This window comes from Algorimicrobium bowmanii (genome assembly GCF_054031195.1).
Genome location: NZ_CM132929.1, coordinates 2,193,888 through 2,211,080, shown reverse-complemented (window position 1 = coordinate 2,211,080; position 17,193 = coordinate 2,193,888). Strand labels below are relative to the sequence as shown.

Below are 17,193 nucleotides of genomic sequence, written 5' to 3'. Positions count from 1 at the left end.
GTGCAAATAGGATATTTTATTTGCACATGAGTTTTTTTATTTAGGTAGCGGGCTAATAATGTTTACATTTTGAAACGCTATAGCACCTCTTATAATACCAGATATAACAGTATGCATAGCGTCTACTATTTGCATTTTTAATTCACTTTTATGATAAAGAAGGCTTACTTCACGTGCTGGTGATGGTTCGTTAAAGTAATGTAAGTTCTGTTTAGCCTTCTCATTTAAATCTAAGGTGTGTAAGTATGGCAATAAGGTCATGCCTAAACCTTCATCTGAAAGCTTTATTAATGTTTCAATACTTCCACTTTCAATTTGAAACTGATCTTCGTTTTGATTTTTAAAAGCTTTACATAAGTTTATAACACCATCTCTAAAGCAATGTCCATCTTCAAGTAGTAACATGTCGTCTATTTCTAAATCGGATGTGTCTAATTTTTGTTTGCTATGTAAACGGTGGCTTTCAGGAATATAGCCTACAAAAGGTTCGTAGTAAAGTACACGTTCTTTTATAAATTCGTTTTCTAAAGGTGTGGCTGCAATAGCAGCGTCTAAATGGCCCTCTTTTATGCGGGATATAATTTCTTCGGTTGTAAGCTCTTCTATTTTTAGTTTAATTTTGGGAAACTTCTTAATGAATGTCTTTAAAAACATAGGAAGTAAAGTAGGCATAACAGTTGGAATAATTCCAATTTTAAATTCCCCGCCAATAAACCCTTTTTGTTGATCTACAATATCCTGAATTCTATAAGATTCATTAACAATATTTTTAGCTTGATTAACTATTTTTTTACCAACTTCTGTTAGTTCAATAGGTTTTTTGCTTCTATCAAATATCAGTATGTCCAATTCATCCTCTAATTTTTGAATTTGCATACTCAAAGTTGGTTGCGTTACAAAACATTTTTCGGCTGCTTTGGTAAAATTTTGTTGCTCAGCAACGGCTAGAACATAATAAAGTTGGGTAATAGTCATTAGTATCAATTTAGACTATAAAAATATAAAATCTATCAATAAAGTTTATATGTATTGCTGCTAATTATGACTTAAATTTGCATTAAACTAAAAAACATATCATTATGACATTAAATACTATAGGATTAGATCAAGTAAAAACTAAAGAAATTGCAAATGACCTAAACGGGTTATTAGCTAATTTCCAAGTGTATTACCAAAATTTAAGAGGTATTCATTGGAACATAAAAGGTAAGCGTTTTTTTGATTTACATGTTAAGTTTGAAGAGTTATATACAGACGCTAATATGAAAGTAGATGAAATAGCAGAGCGTATTTTAACTTTGGGTGAAACACCGTTGCATACGTTTGACGATTATATTCAAGCTGCTAAAGTACCGGTAGGTAAGAGTATTTCTGAAGATGAAAAAGCGGTTCGTTTAATTGTAGATTCTTTATCTGAGTTATTACAAATTGAACGTCAGATCTTAAATAAAACGGATGAAGCTGACGACGAGGGAACAAACTCTATGATGAGTGATTTTATTACCGAGCAGGAAAAAACAGTTTGGATGATGAAAGCTTGGTTAAGCGAAACAGTATAACACTATACTTGTTATAATAACAAGAGCGACCTAAACATAATGTGTAGGTCGCTCTTTTTTTTATTTAATTATTATTTAAAACCGAATGCTAATTTCGGTGTTTTCTGTCAATTCAAATTTCGCATCGTTAAAGGATGGAGGTCCATACAACATGGGGTTGTTAGACATACCGTAATTCTCTTTAGGCATACCATTTTCTTCAAAATCCATTCGTGAGTTGTCGTTTTCATCATGAACAACCATTAAACCGTAGTTTCCTGGTTCTAGATTTTCAAACGTAGCTTTAGCCTTGCCATCTAAAACTTTGACTTTACGGTTTTGTAAAGCTTTTGTTTTCATAAATGTATCGGCAGTATGCAAACCTATTAACACATGGCCATTGGCATTAACGGGATTTTCAACGGTAACACTAATTGTGTACGTTTCTAGTTTTTCTTGAGCTTGTGTTAAAAACGTTGTAAGGGTTAAAACAAGAATAGTGGCAAGTGTTTTCATAAATATTAGTTTTATTAGATTAATACATGGTAAATATCTACATAATCACGTATTTATAAAATATTAAGTTTCTCAAGTGTCATATTTAAGGGATAGATTGTAAATGAACTAAGGGAACTTATTAAATCAATCCGCGGGCTTTAATTTCTAGATATTTATTAATGGTGTTTAGGGTTAGATCTTCAGGCGCTGTTAAAACACTTTGTATACCATGTTTTTGAAGTTCATTTATGATGAGTTTCTTCTCGTAAACAAATTTTTCTGCAATTGTTTTTTCAAAAATTTCATACGTATTTTTAGATGACTTAAGAGTTAAACGATCTAATTCGGTGTTTTCAAAAAAGATAATTACTAAAACATGGTTTTTTGCAATAGCTTTTAAGTAGGGTAGCTGCCTGTGAAGCGCATCTAATGTTTCAAAATTTGTATAAAGTAGTATTAAACTACGCTGATTTAAACTACGTTTAATGTCGATATATAGTCGTGAAAAATCAGATTCCGAAAAATCTGTATCCAAATTATAGAGGGTTTCCATAATCTGGTTCATTTGTGAAGGTCTGCGTTCGGCAACAACTTTATTTGCTGTTTTCTTAGAGAAAGCAAACATTCCTGCTTTATCTTGTTTTTTTAATGCAACATTACTGATAACCAGTGTCGCATTTATGGCGTAGTCCAATAAACTTAATCCGTTGAATGGCATTTTCATAGAGCGCCCCTTGTCAATTACGCTGTAAATAGGTTGGGAGCGTTCGTCTTGAAATTGATTTACCATTAGTTGACTACGTTTAGCAGTAGCTTTCCAATTGATATTCCGAATATCATCGCCTTGAACATACTCTTTTATCTGCTCGAATTCCATGGTATGGCCAATACGACGAATTTTTTTTAACCCAAACTCGAAAATTTTGTTTGAGAAAGCAATAAGCATATATTTTTTTAGCTGGAGGAAAGAAGGGTAGTTGGGTACCATGGCATTTTTACCAAACTGGAAACGTCTAGTTAATAAACCAATTGGTGAGCTAACATAAACATTTAAATTTCCAAAGTGATATTCTCCCCGTGCTAAAGGTCTTAGGGTGTAGGTTATGTTTTTATCAGAAAGCTTATCTAATTTGGTGCTAATTTCAAAATCACGTTTTTGGTATTGAAATGGCATTTCATCAATCAGTTTTAAACTTACGTTGTAATTATAGCTATTTTTAAGTATTATTTTAATAGGGTTTTCATCACCGTTGCTCAGTTTTTCAGGAAGTATACGTGTAGCTTCTAATCCTTTTTGTTTAAAAAGTAGCACGACGTCTACCAATGTTATAGCAGAAAACAGACCAAATAACATAATGCTATAAGGTAATAGACCAGGAAATTGGTAAGCTAAAAGAAATAGAAAAGCAAAAGCAATTAGGCCGATAAAGAACCGAGATTCTAGATAAATATGTTTAAAAATACGTTTCAATTATCTTGGTATTTCAATAGTTTCAAGAATTTGATCTACCACTTTGTCTACTGTAAAAGCTTCCATTTCTCGTTCAGGAGTTAATACCAAGCGGTGTTTTAATATGGCTTTTGTACAACGTTTTATGTCGTCTGGAGTTACAAAATCACGTCCATTAATTGCGGCGTTAGCTTTAGCGGCATTTAAAATGGCAATTGAAGCTCGAGGTGACGCACCTAAATATAAATTAGCGTTGTTGCGGGTGTTATTTACAATAGAAGCAATATAATGGAGTAGGTGGTCTTCAACCAGAATTTGTTTTATGAGAGCTTGATATTTAACGATATCGGTAGCATTTAAAACAGGCTTGATGGTATTGTAATCTAATTGATCTTCGCGTTTATGATTATCTACTAAAATTTGAATCTCATCTTCTAGTGATGGGTAGTCTACATTTATTTTAAATAAAAACCTGTCTAATTGCGCTTCTGGTAATCGGTAGGTACCTTCTTGTTCAATAGGGTTTTGTGTGGCAAAAACCAAAAAGGGAGGTGCCATTTTAAAATGGTTATTATCAATAGTTATTTGACGTTCAGCCATGACTTCAAAAAGGGCTGCTTGCGTTTTTGCTGGAGCTCTATTTATTTCATCAATAAGAATAATGTTAGAGAATATAGGACCTTTTTTATATTCAAACTCATTAGTTTTAACGTTAAAAATACTAGTACCTAAAATATCACTAGGCATTAAATCTGGTGTAAATTGTATTCTGCTAAAGTCTACATCTAAAGTACGAGCAAGAAGTTTAGCAGTAATGGTTTTAGCAACTCCAGGAACGCCTTCAATTAAGGTGTGACCATTGGATAAAATTGAGATAATTAGAAGCTCAATCATATCGCTTTGACCAACAATGATTTTGCTAATTTCATTTTTAATATCGGCTACATGTGCTTGTAGCGGTTTTAGATCAATTCTGTTTGTGAAGTTTAAATCTTCGCCTTCTTGTTGGTTTATGTCTTCCATTATAAGTTGTTTTTTCTGAAACGTTCTATTTGTTCGTTTAATGCAATAAGCTCTTTTTCCGTATGCTTATTTTTGGATTTTAATAATGTTATTAAGTCTATAAGCGATTTGGTATCCTGTATAGTATTTGATGATTTAACGGCTAGTTTTGTTATAAAACGCTCATTAAATTCATTGGTTTCCAAATAGTAATTGCTTCTTATGTACTCTAAAAAATATGTAATTTTCTTTTCTATGATATTTGTATAATCACCGTGTTGAAAGTATAAATCGCCAATAGTTTGGGTAAATTCAACGGTTGAGTTTTTAAGTGGTTCAATTACCGGAATAACACGTTGTGTTCGTTTACCTTTAAAAATCACAAAAATAATTAACCCAAATAGTGAGGTGTAAAATGCCCATTTTAAAGCGGTGTTGCTTATAATAAAGCGCAAAGGACTTTTTATAACCTTCCGACCGCTTTTGTAATAATTATCCCAAATAATTTTATTGGAATGTGGTAAATACGACAGAATACTTGCGGTATAGTTCGCTTTGTTGTCTAACATATGGTAGTTTGAAAAAGCAAAAGGGTTGCTGTGTATGTAAAACATGCCACCATTACTACCGTATGGTGTTCGTATAAAATTAACCTCTTTAATATTACCGTCTTCACTTAACATATGTCCTAAAACAGTTGTTTTAAGTGTGTCTATTGAGGTGAAATAGCTGTTTTCAATAACATCTTCAAAGAGGGCTTGGTTAGCCTTTAAACTTGAATTTGTAAAAGTGTTTTTGGTAGGTTGTTTTAAAAAGTCGTTATAATCTCTGTCTATCGCTACATTTAGTGTGTCGGCAAAATCCCCCATTACAGAACCGGAACTAATCAAAACGGTATTGCCATTTTCAACAAAGTTTAATATAGCTTCAGAGCTTTCATTTTCTAGATAAATATAATCGTTTATAAGTAAGAGCGTTGTGTTTTTTAAGTCTGGATTAGCATTTAAATATTCATATAAACTTCGCTCTGATACCGTTACATTATTAGATGTATAATTTTTTAATTCGTTATAAATCACATAGCATCCTAAGGGGATTTTGTCGGATCCAGAGTAGGAGTTTCGCCAATTTAACGCTTTAGGTTTAATGACTTCGGCAATCATTAATAGTATAATAATGGCCCCGATGCTATATAACGCTATTTTTGATCGCTTATCCATTTATCTGATTATTTAATGAGTTAAAATGGATTTGGTTCTTAGAGAATATGTCTCTATTTATAGAAAATTCACCATACCAAACATAGTCATAGATATAAGAAATGCGCTCGAACTCTTGCTTTATATCGGTGTCTGTAATTTCACTTAGATAATCGGAGTTTGTTTTATCGTAATGCCAATCAATGATGTTTTTGTTGGTTAATAATTTTAACGTTTTTAAATATAAGTATCGGGTAGCTAGGCGGTAATTTTCATCTTCTAATGCCGAAGAAATCAGGTTGTCAAAATCTACACGTTGAATATCTTCTTCTACATAGCTAAAATTATCAATGCTCTTTTCTTCAGTTTTAAAAACGGTACTTATTGGCGATTCCATCATGAATTTAATAAATAAATAAAGAGCAGCAGCAAACAGAATAGTATAAACAATATATTCTAAGGTTTTATAATCAATAAAATCTAATTTAATTCCAAAGATGCTTTCTAACCATCCGAAAAACTTTTGAAGTAATTGTTGTATTAAGTTAATGCCTCCCGTATCATCTACGCTGTAATTAAAATCACGTCCACTATAACGTTCTTTAATACCATCTTTAAAGTAGGTTACTGAAATATGGGTTGTGTCTTTTTGAATGGCGTTTTGAGCCAATGAAATTGTTTGCTTACATAGCAAACAAGACATAATAACAATATTGTGTTTTACTGTTTTACTCATCATGAACTCCTATTTCTTCAATTCGCTCTTGTAAATACGTGTTGTGACGTTCTTCATGTAGGTTGAAAAATAAAACTCCATAAGCAACTTGAGATAGTGCTTGTGAAAATACAAACGAAAGGATAAATATTGCAAAACCTATTGTAAATACAATAGTGGCAAACGTGCTTGTAAGAAAGTCAACCTCGCTTTCAATTGAGAAATAAGTGTAAATACCGATGATAAATCCAGGGATAGAAAGGATTAAAAAAGTAATCATTAAGTTAAGGATTCCAATAACTAAACCGAAAAAAACAACTCGTACAAAATTAGAAATGGTGTAAGACCATCCTTCTGATAATGCTTCACCTACGGCTTTATTTTCATTAAATATAATCATGAACGATAAACCAAAAAGAGCATTAATTGTAAAGCTAATAGCGTATTGGGCAAACATACCTAACAAAGGAATAAAGGCTAAAATAGTAGAGACAATAAGGTATCCGAAATATATAGCAACTCCAATAAGGATGAACAATACAATAGAGCCTATTCTTGTTTTTATGGCCTGCTTGATGTTTTCGGATTTAACCACCCCTTCGTGCTTAACGTATTCGTTTATATAGGCAGTTGAAAAACTGTAATTTAAGATGGCTGTTATAAATAGAATAATTAGCAGTAAAATACCACCAGCAATTAAGTAAATGTTAGTGTTTAAATCAGAATCAATACCAAATCTGAAATCTCGACTAGCCATTCCCATAAAACCAGTAACTAAAAGGTAAGAGCCTATTAGTGTTAGTATGATGCTTAAAGCATTGTATCGTAAATACAGGTTTATATAATCCTTGAAATTTAATTTTAAGAACTGAAAATAATTGTTGATGATATCGCCAAAAGTATTTCGGGTACGTAGCTCTAAATAAGGTTTTTCCATGCGATATTTTTTATAGGTTTAAAGTCGCTTTTTTGTTTAGTTGAATGGGGTAAATTATATAATAAAATACAATTAAGGCTAAGGATGATATTATTATTCCATAAGCTAAAACTGGATGCATTTGTTCGCCAAACCGTGTTATAAAGCCTTCAATAAAACCAGCAATTATAAAAAACGGGATGGTGCTTACTACAATTTTTAATCCGTTTTTAGCGCCTTTCATAAATGCTACGCGTCTAGAAAAGGTTTTAGGGAATAAAAAACTATTTCCCATAACTATTCCGGCACATCCTGCTATAACTATAACTGAAATTTCAATAGTACCATGTAGCCAAATTGTAGATGTTTTTTCTAGAATGCCGTAATTATAAAAGAATGTTATGAAAGCTCCTAGCATAATACCGTTGCTAAATAATACATATATAGTTCCGGCGCTAAAGAATACACCAAAAGCAAAGGCCATTATAGCAACTCTAATGTTGTTTATAGTAATGCCTAGAAATGTTCCTATTTGACTGCCGCTTTTATAAACAGCCATAGGTTCCCCGTTTTCTATATTTTCAATTGTCATGTTCACATAAGCGTCTCCCAAAATTAAACGTACAAAACTGTCATCATTTAATGTTGAAACAACACCAATTAAAACAGCAGCCATAAATATTAAAAAAGTATGGAGTAAGGTTTTTTGATGGTTTTTAAAGAAAAGCGGAAATTCATATTTCCAAAAAGAAACTATTTTGTTTTTAGACTCCCGTTTGGTGATGTAAATTTTTTGATGAGCTTCCGTTGCTAAAGCATTTAAATACAAAAGTGTTTTGCTGTCAGGGTAGTAGGTCTGCGCAAAGGAAAGGTCGTTAGTAAGTTGTATATAATAGGAAGCAAGGTCGTCTGGGTTTATTTTAACATTATTGTGTAATGCTTTTTCAAAAATTAGCCATTTTTCCTTATTTTGCTTCACGAATGATGCTTCGCGCATAAACATTAAAATTTAAACGAATATACATTTCCATGAGCAAAATAGCAATTAACACGGCGCAAAATGTGAATTTAGATTATAAGCTGATTGGTATCGGTGAGCGCTTAGTGGCTTTTTTAATAGATGGCCTGATATTAATAGTCTATATGACTGTTATGGAGAATATTGTTACTTTTTCAGATTTATTTGAATCAGATAGTTGGACAGCTCGTGGTGTTGTAGGTTTGGTTACGCTACCTGCGTTATTTTACTCATTAATTTGTCATGTGCTTTTTAATGGGCAAACCGTAGGGAAAATGATTATGAAAATAAAAGTTGTTCGTTTAGATGGTGCACCTACACAATGGTATAATTTGTTGGTGCGATGGATGCTTCGCTTAGTTGATATTTGGCTCTTTTTTGCATCAATAGGCGTTATGAGTATTTTACTTTCTGATAAAAAGCAACGTGTAGGTGATTCGGCAGCAGGAACAGTTGTTATAAGTGCGAAAAAACAGCATAAAATATCAAGTACTATTTTAGAGGATATAAATGATGATTACCAGCCTGTATACACTAATGTAACGCAGTTAACAGATAAAGATGTACGTATTATTAAAGAAGCTTTTATATTATCGAAGCGGAATAATGACTTTAAGACACTTACGATTCTGCGGAATAAAATTTGCACTTTACTTCACATTGAAACAGATATGTTTGATAAAGAGTTTATAGACACAATTTTAAAAGACTATAACTACTATACTCAGAATATGTAATACAATTCATAAGTGTTTTAATAAGGATGTATGACTGTTTTGTGTTGAAAATAAACAGATAAGTTCTGCCTCTTAAACTATTGTAATACATACCTTTGTTTGCATTAAAAAAATAATGATAGCCTATGTTTTATGCCATTGATATTTTAGGAACTATAGCATTTGCTATTTCAGGTGTGTTAATTGCGCTTAGTAAGCGAATGGATCCCTTTGGTATTCTAATTATAGCAACCGTAACGGCTGTTGGTGGAGGGACACTTCGTGACCTGTTAATTGGAGAGACACCAGTTAGTTGGATGCTGAATTTAAATTATATTTATGTAATAATCGGATCAACAGTTCTGGCTATTATTTTTAAATCTAAAATTGATTATCTCCGAAAATCGTTATTTTTATTTGATACAATAGGTATTGGGCTGTATACGGTGGTAGGTGTGGAAAAAGGTATTTCAGCGGGACTAGATCCTATTATTTGTATTGCTTTAGGTACTATGTCGGCATGTTTTGGAGGAGTTATTCGTGATATTCTATGCAATGAAATACCGGTAATATTTAGAAAAGAAATTTATGCTACCGCATGTATTTTAGGTGGTCTGACTTATTTTTTAGTGCGAAAACTTCCAATTGATGATAACCTTGTTTTTATAATAGCTGGTTTGGTCGTTATTACAGTAAGATTGTTGGCTGTAAGATTTAAGGTTAGCTTGCCAAGTCTTTATAATTAGTTACTTGATTATTTCAACCTTTTTTATGTAGATGTTGCGTAAAGGCCATTCGCCTCCATCTGTTTCTTGAGCTGCAATTTTATCAACTACATCCATTCCGGAAATCACTTTACCAAAAATGGTGTATTCACCATCCAAATGGTAGGCACCATCTTTACTCTGAACAATAAAAAACTCAAAAGGAGAAGCTAGTTTATAAGCGTCATCAATTTCACTACTTGGCATACTTACCATGCCACGATGGTGTTTGTAGCCGCGTTTGGTATCGGGAGGTAAAAGATAACGTCCAATATCGGCTCGTTTGCGCTTTACTTTAGGGTCATCGGTGTTACCAGCTTGAATAACAAAATTATTAACCACTCGATAAAACTGAGTGTTGTTAAAATAGCCACGTTTGGTTAGGTAGATAAAATTTGCACGATGGAATTTCGTTTTGTCAAATAGTAAAATGTCTATTTCTCCAAATTTGGTAGTAATACGTACTTTATTCTCTGTATGCTCTTTTTCATATTTTAAAAAGAATTCCATAGCATTTTCGTCTGTTAAAAAGGGGTATTCAGCACTTACTGATTTAGAAGAATCTATAACTTCTTTCTTTTCTATAACAGGTTTTGTAGTTTTAGGTGTTACTTTTTCTGATTTTGATTGTTTATCTTCACAGTTCAAGAGAAGCATAAAAAGTCCTAACACAAGAATACGAATCATAAATGAAATTTAAAGAATTTTTAAAATCGGTATCAAAAATAGAAAATATACCACTTCCAGCCGAATCTTCCCAATTTAAAATGTCTCCACCTTTTAGAGAACAGTTGGAGATGGTTCAGAGTAGTAGATTAAAAGATGCTAAAAAAGCTGGGGTTGTTGCATTGTTTTATCCGGATCTTGTTTCTGAAACGAAATTGGTTTTAATACTTCGGAAAACATATAAGGGTGTTCATTCAGCGCAAGTTGGGTTTCCTGGAGGAAAGTTGGAATTGTCGGATGAATCTATAAAACATGCAGCCATACGTGAAACATGGGAAGAGATAGGTGTGCCTGAGAAAGAATTAGAAATTTTGCGAGCTATGACTAAAATTTATATTCCTCCAAGTAATTTTTACGTGTATCCATTTTTTGGAATAGCAAAATCGACTCCTAAATTTATTAAGCAAGATGAAGAGGTGGAGGCTATTATTGAGGTGGCTTTAAAAGATTTTTTAAACGAGGGAAGCGTGGTAACTAAAACAGTTTCAACTTCATATAGCAAAGCGGTAGAGGTTCCTGCTTTTCATTTAAACAATCATGTAGTTTGGGGTGCAACAGCTATGATGTTGAGCGAGATAAAAGACTTGTTAAAAGAACTGCTGTAAACCTTATGTTTTATTACATTTGTATTCTTAATTACTTGAAAAATTAACATATGGGTTTGTTTAAACAAAATCCTTTTGGACATTATCTAATTTTAAAAAAATGGATAATTAGAATATTAGGAGGTCTGACACATAGAAGGTTCCGCGGGTTTAATGAACTTCAAATTGAAGGTTCCGAGGTTATAAGAAACCTTCCAGATAGCAATGTATTATTTATTTCCAATCATCAAACATATTTTGCTGATGTGGTAGCTATGTTTCATGTCTTTAACGCAAGTTTGAGTCAGCGTGACGATTCTATTAAAAACGTTGGGTATTTATGGCAGCCTAAAATGAATATTTATTATGTGGCAGCTAAAGAAACAATGAAATCTGGAATTTTACCTAAAATAATGGCTTACGCAGGGTCTATTAGTATAGAGCGTACGTGGCGATCTAAGGGTGAGGATGTGAATAGGCAGGTGAAAATGAGTGATATTTCGGCTATTAAAACAGCGTTGCAAGATGGTTGGGTTATTACGTTTCCTCAGGGTACTACAACACCATTTAAACCTATTAGAAAAGGTACCGCGCATATAATTAAGCATTATAAGCCTGTAGTTGTTCCTGTTGTTATAGATGGTTTTAGACGCTCTTTTGATAAAAAAGGATTGCGTGTTAAGAAGAAAAATATTCTTCAAACTATGGAGATTAAAGAGCCGCTTAAAATTGATTATGAGAATGAGTCTATAGCTGATATTGTTGAAAAAATAGAATATGCTATAGAGCAGCATCCATCTTTTTTAAAGGTTATACCTCAGGATGTTTTAGAAGCCGAAGAAGCCTTAAACCAACAACGTAAATGGCGTCCAGACAACGACTAGGCTTTTATAAGTCTAGTTTTTTTAATTCCGTATAGTTCTTATTTAAACGGTTTAATAGAATACCGTAGATTAACCAATAGAATATTAAAAGTATCAGAATTACGGCTACTAAAAAGGCTAAAACAGTTAGGGTAAATAGTGTGTAAAACTTAAATGTTTCGCCATTTGCTGATGCACTATTTGCTAGATTTATTAGCTGCTGATCTTGGTCAAACTCAATAAATAGTACAACAACTACAGAGGCAATTAAATATAGAAGATTAAAGGCTACATAATGCTTTACCGTTTCCCTGGTTTTTAAAATGTTCTCCATTAGTTTCTTAGCACTATCTGTAACCGAAATGGTGCGATAATTTTTAAAGAAGGAGTAAAAGAAATACGCTAAAATAATATACCCAATAACTGTTAGAGGGATGATTACATAATCAGCATCGTAGTTATTATAGCGTTCCATACTGTCACTGTCTTTAAAAACAAATGAAATACCTATCCAGAAAAGAAATTCTAGTAAGCTAATTATGAATATCCATTTTACAATGGAAGATGATTTTTTTAAAATCATCTTGTAAATATCGTTATAGGACAGTTTGGGGAATGTGTCAGCATTCTTCTGCCAGTCTTTTTTTAATAAATCTAATTCATCCATAATCTTACGGATTTAGTATGGTTCTGAGTTTTGTTTTAATGCGATTCATCTTCACGCGTGCATTAACTTCACTAATCCCCATTGTTTCACTTATTTCTTTGTAATTTTTGTCTTCTAAATATAAAAACACAAGTGCTTTCTCGATATCATTTAGCTCCTTAACGGCGTTGTATAGTAGTTTCAGGCGCTGTTCTTCTGTGTCGTCGTATTCTTCGGCTTTTATTTTGAATTCAATACTTTCAAACTCTTGAGTTTTTATGCTTCTTTTTTTCTTTCTATAAAGTGTTATAGCTGTATTTAAAGCAACACGGTACATCCAGGTACTAAATTTTGAGTCCCCACGAAACTTCGGGTAGGCTTTCCAAAGTTGTATGGTAATTTCCTGAAACAGATCATTATGTGCATCTTGGTTGTTCGTGTAAAGACGACAAACTTTGTGTGCTATATTTTGATTTGCTTCAAGCTGTTCAACAAAACTATGTTCTAATGTTTGGCTCAAATTGATGGTTTAGTATAGTATAAGTAGCTGGGTTTCTAAAAATGTTACATCTAAAAACAAATATATTCTAAAATAGACAAATAGCTTGTGTTGCTTTATCTTTGTGTAGATTGTAAATTTTCTTTTCTATGAATATTCCAGATTCTAAATTCCCAAGATTAGTAGTTGTTGGTGGAGGTTTTGCAGGTGTTAACTTGGTTAAAGCTTTAAAAAACAAGCCCATTCAGGTTGTTTTAATAGACAAACGTAATTATCATACATTTCAGCCTTTATTGTATCAGGTGTCTAGTTCTGGCTTAGAACCAGATTCGATAGCTTATCCATTGCGAAAAATTATAAAGAAATGCGATAATATCTTTTTTAGACTTGCAGAGGTGTTTACTATTGATTCTGAAACGCAGGTTGTAGAAACATCAATAGGGGATCTAGCTTTTGATTACTTGGTATTAGCTACCGGTACTAAAACTAATTATTTTGGAAATAATGAGGTTGAAAAGTATGCTATGCCAATGAAATCGGTTCCTCAAGCTCTTAATATTCGTAGTTTAATTCTTCAAAATCTAGAAAATGCTGCAATTGCGAAAACAGTAAAATCAAGACAAGCTTTTTTGAATTTTATAATTGTAGGGGGTGGGCCTACAGGAGTTGAGTTGGCAGGAGCTATTGCGGAACTTAAAAATAATATAGTGCCAAGAGATTATCATGATTTGAGTGTTTCTGATATACAAATTCATTTATTAGAAGGTGGTGATCGTCTTTTGCCGCCAATGAGTTCTCATGCTTCAAAGAAGGCTTCTGAGTTTTTAAAACGCCTGGGAGTTGAGGTACATTGTAATACGTTTGTTAAAAATTATGACGGTTTAAAAGTAGAGACCAATACCGATTTGGCACTCGAATCTGAGACCTTGATTTGGGCTGCTGGAGTTACTGGAAATCCGGTAAAAGGATTGCCTGAAAAATCACTAAATGAACGTGCTAATAGGTACCGTGTAAATACGTATAATCAGGTGGGTGATTATGCTAATATTTTTGCTCTTGGAGACATTGCTTTAATGGAGACAAAAGCTTACCCAAAAGGGCATCCGCAAGTGGCACAACCGGCTATTCAGCAAGGGCAATTATTTGCTAAAAATATCATGAAATTAATAGCAGGAAAACCTATGGTTGAATTTAAATATAACGATAAAGGTTCTATGGCTACAATAGGTAGGAATAAAGCTGTTGTGGATTTAAAGGCTGTTAAGTTCGCAGGATTTTTTGCTTGGTTTGTTTGGATGTTTGTTCATCTAATGTCTTTGGTCGGTTTTCGAAATCGGGTAGTCGTTTTCTTTAATTGGACTTATAATTATATTAATTTTGACAAAGCAGCACGCTTAATTATTAGACCTTACAAGAGGTTTAATTAATGGTTTAAGTGGATTGTGTATTGTGTCTGATTAGTAGCTATTTAGATTTGCTGTATAAATAAAATCTATCGTTGTTTTAAAAGGCCGAAAACAATAAATAGTTGTGCGAAACCATATGTAAACATAATACTAATATTTGAATGCCACAAAGGTTTGTAGAATTTATTCAAAGCTAGAATACTGTCCGAAATTACAAATAAAATAGCTCCTAAAAACACAAGTAAATAACTTATTCTGTTTACCTCCCCTTTTCGTAAGAAAGCTGCTATACACATTATTAAAATAACTAACATGTAAAAAATAACGGGGAAAAGCATGTTGCCTAAATGGCCGTTTAAAAAATAAAATATTACACACGCATAAGCCAATAAAAGTGCTCCAAAAAAATAAGGTTTTAAGTTGTTGTTTCTATGTTTAAAAAAGCATAAAATGTAAAGAATATGTGCGCTTAAAAAAGCGAGTAATCCAACAGTAAAAAAGTGTTCAGATTGGGCTGCAAACATCAATAAAATATCACCTAATAATGAGCAAAATAATGCGCCTAATATCATGCGTTTTTCAGATGTTGAAATGGGGTGGTTTTGTGTCCAATAAAATATTATTAATGCCATCAATAATGTTGGCTTTATAAAATAATGTAAGGTTGTAAAATGGGTGTCGGAAATAATTTCTGTTACTAATAATAGGCAGAAAATTAATATAAACGCTTTGTCAACTTTTGTTAATTTCATGTTTAGATGTTCTAAATGTTTTTTCAAGAAAGTTCTAAAGTAGTATTTTATTTTTTAGTCATCGGACATGCTTTTATCTCTCTTTTACAGTTCAACCTTAAAAATTAACAATTGGGTTATTTGTTTTTTGGGATCCTTTATCTTTTACCAATATTTGCTCCGTTATTAAGAAATAGTAACTTTAAATTATTCAAAATTGACACTTTACAATTTAAAGGTTTATTTGTATTAAACGATTATAACATTTATGACTATGACAAGAATTTTAAAAAACATACTAATCACTTTCGGTATTGGAGTTATTGTTTTTATTATAGGAAATACCTTGTCTGAAGGTTTTGAGTTTAAAAGTCTTGATGCACTTTTAGAGAATTTTATGTTTTATCAATTGTATGCCTTTATTCTAGGGTTTTCTAATATGTATTTTTTCGGGTCCTTAGAGCGGTTGAATTGGAAAGAAAACGAAAGTCCAAAACGTATTTTGTTAGGTATTATTGGTTCCGTTTTTATTACCATTTTCGGATTGTTTCTTTTGCATATGTTTCAGGCTATGGTTTTGAATGATGTACCATTTGAAACGTTTTTAGCTAATGAGTCTTATAGGAGTTACACGTTTGGTTTATGGATCACATTAACTATCGTAATAACTTTTCATGCTATATATTTATATAAGCAGACTCAAGAAAAAAAGGTTAAGGAGTCGCAAATTGTTGCGCAAACGCAAACGGCAAAATTTGATGCACTTAAGAATCAGTTAGATCCTCATTTTCTTTTTAATAGTCTTAATGTTTTATCTAGTTTAATAGAAGAAAACCCTGATAATGCTCAGAAGTTTACGACTTCATTGTCTAAGATTTATAGATATGTTTTAGAACAAAAAAATAAGGATTTAGTTTCTGTAGATGATGAGTTAGAGTTTGCTAGAACTTATATGTTATTGCTTAAAATGCGTTTTGAAGACAGTATTGTTTTTGAGATTCCTGAATGCGCTTCTAACCCGGAGAGTAAAGTTGTTCCCTTGTCGCTTCAGTTGCTGCTAGAAAACGCTGTAAAGCATAATATGGTTACAACTAGTAGGCCTTTACATATTAGGATTTATGAAAGTAATGGTAATTTAATAATAGAAAACAACCTGCAGACTAAGCAGGTTTTAAAAAAGAGTAGTGGTTTTGGATTGGCAAACATAACTCAGCGTTATGCATTATTAACCAAGAAGCAGGTGATAATTAACCAAGAAAGATCCTCTTTTAAAGTTCTTATACCAATATTAACTAAACAAACTAAAATTATGGATACACAACAAAACAGTACAAAAGAAGAAGCTTATTTACGCGCTAAACAGCAGGTTGAACAAATTAAAGGCTTTTACGGAAATCTAATTTCTTATAGTCTAGTTATACCTGTACTTATTTTTATTAATTATCGTACTTACTGGGGATTTCAATGGTTTTGGTTTCCAATGTTAGGTTGGGGTATGGGGTTGGCAATTCATGCTTTTAATGTTTTTGGATATGGTAAAACATGGGAAGAGCGTAAAATTCAAGAAATATTAAATAGAGATTCTAATCATAAAACATGGAACTAATGAATACAGCGGATACATTTGAGAAGCAGCAACAGCTAGAGCGGGCTAAAGCTGAAGTGAAAAAAATAAAAGGATTTTATAATCACGCTCTGATTTATGCAGTAGTTAATTTAATAATTGTAATTTCTAATGTACAATCGCTAGAAGTTGGTGAATCTTACTTTCAATTTCATAATTTTATAACCTTAATTTTTTGGGGATTCGGACTCTTAATTCATGGAATAACTGTTTTTCTACCGAAATGGCTTTTAGGGAAAAACTGGGAAGAGCGTAAAATTAAGCAGTATATGGAAAGCTATAATAAAAACAATTAATT

At 32.3% G+C, this 17,193-nt stretch carries 20 protein-coding genes; 8 read left to right on the top strand and 12 right to left on the bottom strand.

Translation table 11 applies throughout. The features are described from left to right. Nucleotides 1-36: 36 nt before the first annotated feature. Nucleotides 37-975, bottom strand: coding sequence for a LysR substrate-binding domain-containing protein (locus ACW5R3_RS09745; RefSeq protein WP_456576825.1), 939 nt, complete (start codon nucleotides 973-975; stop codon nucleotides 37-39). 104 nt (nucleotides 976-1,079) lie between these two features. Between ACW5R3_RS09745 and ACW5R3_RS09740 the strand changes: the two genes are divergently transcribed. After that, complete coding sequence (locus tag ACW5R3_RS09740) at nucleotides 1,080-1,559, top strand: Dps family protein (RefSeq protein ID WP_456576824.1); 480 nt, start codon at nucleotides 1,080-1,082, stop codon at nucleotides 1,557-1,559. Between the two features lie 75 nt (nucleotides 1,560-1,634). Here the strand turns inward: ACW5R3_RS09740 and ACW5R3_RS09735 are convergent, their stop codons facing one another. From ACW5R3_RS09735 to ACW5R3_RS09705, 7 genes are all read right to left on the bottom strand, one after another. Next, a complete protein-coding gene (locus ACW5R3_RS09735) occupies nucleotides 1,635-2,054 on the bottom strand; it encodes a DUF2141 domain-containing protein (RefSeq protein WP_456576823.1) in 420 nt (139 codons plus the stop codon). A gap of 121 nt (nucleotides 2,055-2,175) precedes the next feature. Next, a complete protein-coding gene (locus ACW5R3_RS09730) occupies nucleotides 2,176-3,507 on the bottom strand; it encodes a DUF58 domain-containing protein (protein WP_456576822.1) in 1,332 nt (443 codons plus the stop codon). Beyond that, nucleotides 3,508-4,509 carry an AAA family ATPase gene (locus ACW5R3_RS09725; protein WP_456576821.1) on the bottom strand — a complete coding sequence of 334 codons (1,002 nt, stop codon included), beginning with the start codon at nucleotides 4,507-4,509 and terminating at the stop codon, nucleotides 3,508-3,510. After that, entirely contained in the window at nucleotides 4,509-5,708 is a 1,200-nt protein-coding gene (locus ACW5R3_RS09720) for a DUF4350 domain-containing protein (protein WP_456576820.1), read from the bottom strand. Before ACW5R3_RS09720 ends, ACW5R3_RS09725 begins: the two co-directional genes overlap by 1 nt. After that, complete coding sequence (locus tag ACW5R3_RS09715; RefSeq protein ID WP_456576819.1) at nucleotides 5,701-6,426, bottom strand: DUF4129 domain-containing protein; 726 nt, start codon at nucleotides 6,424-6,426, stop codon at nucleotides 5,701-5,703. Before ACW5R3_RS09715 ends, ACW5R3_RS09720 begins: the two co-directional genes overlap by 8 nt. Next, nucleotides 6,416-7,339: a hypothetical protein gene (locus tag ACW5R3_RS09710; RefSeq protein ID WP_456576818.1), complete on the bottom strand. Its 924-nt coding sequence runs from the start codon at nucleotides 7,337-7,339 to the stop codon at nucleotides 6,416-6,418. Before ACW5R3_RS09710 ends, ACW5R3_RS09715 begins: the two co-directional genes overlap by 11 nt. 10 nt (nucleotides 7,340-7,349) lie before the next feature. Continuing rightward, nucleotides 7,350-8,315 carry a stage II sporulation protein M gene (locus ACW5R3_RS09705; RefSeq protein WP_456576817.1) on the bottom strand — a complete coding sequence of 322 codons (966 nt, stop codon included), beginning with the start codon at nucleotides 8,313-8,315 and terminating at the stop codon, nucleotides 7,350-7,352. Nucleotides 8,316-8,347: 32 nt separating this feature from the next. On the opposite strand from ACW5R3_RS09705, the gene ACW5R3_RS09700 reads away from it, so the two are divergent. Next, the gene (locus ACW5R3_RS09700) at nucleotides 8,348-9,073 is read left to right on the top strand and encodes an RDD family protein (RefSeq protein ID WP_456576816.1); all 726 of its coding nucleotides are present in this window, start codon (nucleotides 8,348-8,350) and stop codon (nucleotides 9,071-9,073) included. A 125-nt stretch (nucleotides 9,074-9,198) separates the two neighbouring features. Then, nucleotides 9,199-9,798: a trimeric intracellular cation channel family protein gene (locus ACW5R3_RS09695; RefSeq protein WP_456576815.1), complete on the top strand. Its 600-nt coding sequence runs from the start codon at nucleotides 9,199-9,201 to the stop codon at nucleotides 9,796-9,798. On the opposite strand, the gene ACW5R3_RS09690 is transcribed toward ACW5R3_RS09695, so the two are convergent. Further along, complete coding sequence (locus tag ACW5R3_RS09690) at nucleotides 9,799-10,503, bottom strand: peptidylprolyl isomerase (protein ID WP_456576814.1); 705 nt, start codon at nucleotides 10,501-10,503, stop codon at nucleotides 9,799-9,801. Between the two features lie 2 nt (nucleotides 10,504-10,505). Here ACW5R3_RS09690 and ACW5R3_RS09685 point away from each other — a divergent pair, with 2 nt between their 5' ends. Further along, entirely contained in the window at nucleotides 10,506-11,147 is a 642-nt protein-coding gene (locus ACW5R3_RS09685; protein WP_456576813.1) for an NUDIX hydrolase, read from the top strand. Nucleotides 11,148-11,197: 50 nt separating this feature from the next. After that, the gene (locus tag ACW5R3_RS09680) at nucleotides 11,198-12,010 is read left to right on the top strand and encodes a lysophospholipid acyltransferase family protein (protein WP_456576812.1); all 813 of its coding nucleotides are present in this window, start codon (nucleotides 11,198-11,200) and stop codon (nucleotides 12,008-12,010) included. Nucleotides 12,011-12,014: 4 nt separating this feature from the next. On the opposite strand, the gene ACW5R3_RS09675 is transcribed toward ACW5R3_RS09680, so the two are convergent. Beyond that, a complete protein-coding gene (locus tag ACW5R3_RS09675) occupies nucleotides 12,015-12,656 on the bottom strand; it encodes a hypothetical protein (RefSeq protein WP_456576811.1) in 642 nt (213 codons plus the stop codon). Between the two features lie 4 nt (nucleotides 12,657-12,660). Continuing rightward, nucleotides 12,661-13,155 carry an RNA polymerase sigma factor gene (locus tag ACW5R3_RS09670; RefSeq protein ID WP_456576810.1) on the bottom strand — a complete coding sequence of 165 codons (495 nt, stop codon included), beginning with the start codon at nucleotides 13,153-13,155 and terminating at the stop codon, nucleotides 12,661-12,663. A gap of 128 nt (nucleotides 13,156-13,283) precedes the next feature. Here ACW5R3_RS09670 and ACW5R3_RS09665 point away from each other — a divergent pair, with 128 nt between their 5' ends. Beyond that, nucleotides 13,284-14,561: an NAD(P)/FAD-dependent oxidoreductase gene (locus tag ACW5R3_RS09665; protein WP_456576809.1), complete on the top strand. Its 1,278-nt coding sequence runs from the start codon at nucleotides 13,284-13,286 to the stop codon at nucleotides 14,559-14,561. 65 nt (nucleotides 14,562-14,626) lie between these two features. On the opposite strand, the gene ACW5R3_RS09660 is transcribed toward ACW5R3_RS09665, so the two are convergent. Further along, nucleotides 14,627-15,292, bottom strand: a complete 666-nt coding sequence (locus ACW5R3_RS09660) for a lysoplasmalogenase (RefSeq protein WP_456576808.1) — start codon at nucleotides 15,290-15,292, stop codon at nucleotides 14,627-14,629. A gap of 253 nt (nucleotides 15,293-15,545) precedes the next feature. Here ACW5R3_RS09660 and ACW5R3_RS09655 point away from each other — a divergent pair, with 253 nt between their 5' ends. Together ACW5R3_RS09655 and ACW5R3_RS09650 are read left to right on the top strand one after the other, a co-directional pair. Further along, the gene (locus tag ACW5R3_RS09655; RefSeq protein WP_456576807.1) at nucleotides 15,546-16,877 is read left to right on the top strand and encodes a 2TM domain-containing protein; all 1,332 of its coding nucleotides are present in this window, start codon (nucleotides 15,546-15,548) and stop codon (nucleotides 16,875-16,877) included. Continuing rightward, nucleotides 16,877-17,191 (top strand): 2TM domain-containing protein, encoded by a 315-nt coding sequence (locus ACW5R3_RS09650; RefSeq protein WP_456576806.1) that lies wholly within the window; start codon nucleotides 16,877-16,879, stop codon nucleotides 17,189-17,191. Before ACW5R3_RS09655 ends, ACW5R3_RS09650 begins: the two co-directional genes overlap by 1 nt. Nucleotides 17,192-17,193: the final 2 nt, after the last annotated feature.

Coding starts and splice junctions, on each gene's coding strand:
- ACW5R3_RS09660 (WP_456576808.1), bottom strand. CDS start 15,292: ATGAAATTAACAAAAGTTGACAAAGCGTTTATATTAATTTTCTGCCTA.
- ACW5R3_RS09650 (WP_456576806.1), top strand. CDS start 16,877: ATGAATACAGCGGATACATTTGAGAAGCAGCAACAGCTAGAGCGGGCT.
- ACW5R3_RS09735 (WP_456576823.1), bottom strand. CDS start 2,054: ATGAAAACACTTGCCACTATTCTTGTTTTAACCCTTACAACGTTTTTA.
- ACW5R3_RS09715 (WP_456576819.1), bottom strand. CDS start 6,426: ATGATGAGTAAAACAGTAAAACACAATATTGTTATTATGTCTTGTTTG.
- ACW5R3_RS09695 (WP_456576815.1), top strand. CDS start 9,199: ATGTTTTATGCCATTGATATTTTAGGAACTATAGCATTTGCTATTTCA.
- ACW5R3_RS09685 (WP_456576813.1), top strand. CDS start 10,506: ATGAAATTTAAAGAATTTTTAAAATCGGTATCAAAAATAGAAAATATA.
- ACW5R3_RS09740 (WP_456576824.1), top strand. CDS start 1,080: ATGACATTAAATACTATAGGATTAGATCAAGTAAAAACTAAAGAAATT.
- ACW5R3_RS09705 (WP_456576817.1), bottom strand. CDS start 8,315: ATGCGCGAAGCATCATTCGTGAAGCAAAATAAGGAAAAATGGCTAATT.
- ACW5R3_RS09745 (WP_456576825.1), bottom strand. CDS start 975: ATGACTATTACCCAACTTTATTATGTTCTAGCCGTTGCTGAGCAACAA.
- ACW5R3_RS09725 (WP_456576821.1), bottom strand. CDS start 4,509: ATGGAAGACATAAACCAACAAGAAGGCGAAGATTTAAACTTCACAAAC.
- ACW5R3_RS09710 (WP_456576818.1), bottom strand. CDS start 7,339: ATGGAAAAACCTTATTTAGAGCTACGTACCCGAAATACTTTTGGCGAT.
- ACW5R3_RS09675 (WP_456576811.1), bottom strand. CDS start 12,656: ATGGATGAATTAGATTTATTAAAAAAAGACTGGCAGAAGAATGCTGAC.
- ACW5R3_RS09690 (WP_456576814.1), bottom strand. CDS start 10,503: ATGATTCGTATTCTTGTGTTAGGACTTTTTATGCTTCTCTTGAACTGT.
- ACW5R3_RS09655 (WP_456576807.1), top strand. CDS start 15,546: ATGACAAGAATTTTAAAAAACATACTAATCACTTTCGGTATTGGAGTT.
- ACW5R3_RS09665 (WP_456576809.1), top strand. CDS start 13,284: ATGAATATTCCAGATTCTAAATTCCCAAGATTAGTAGTTGTTGGTGGA.
- ACW5R3_RS09720 (WP_456576820.1), bottom strand. CDS start 5,708: ATGGATAAGCGATCAAAAATAGCGTTATATAGCATCGGGGCCATTATT.
- ACW5R3_RS09680 (WP_456576812.1), top strand. CDS start 11,198: ATGGGTTTGTTTAAACAAAATCCTTTTGGACATTATCTAATTTTAAAA.
- ACW5R3_RS09700 (WP_456576816.1), top strand. CDS start 8,348: ATGAGCAAAATAGCAATTAACACGGCGCAAAATGTGAATTTAGATTAT.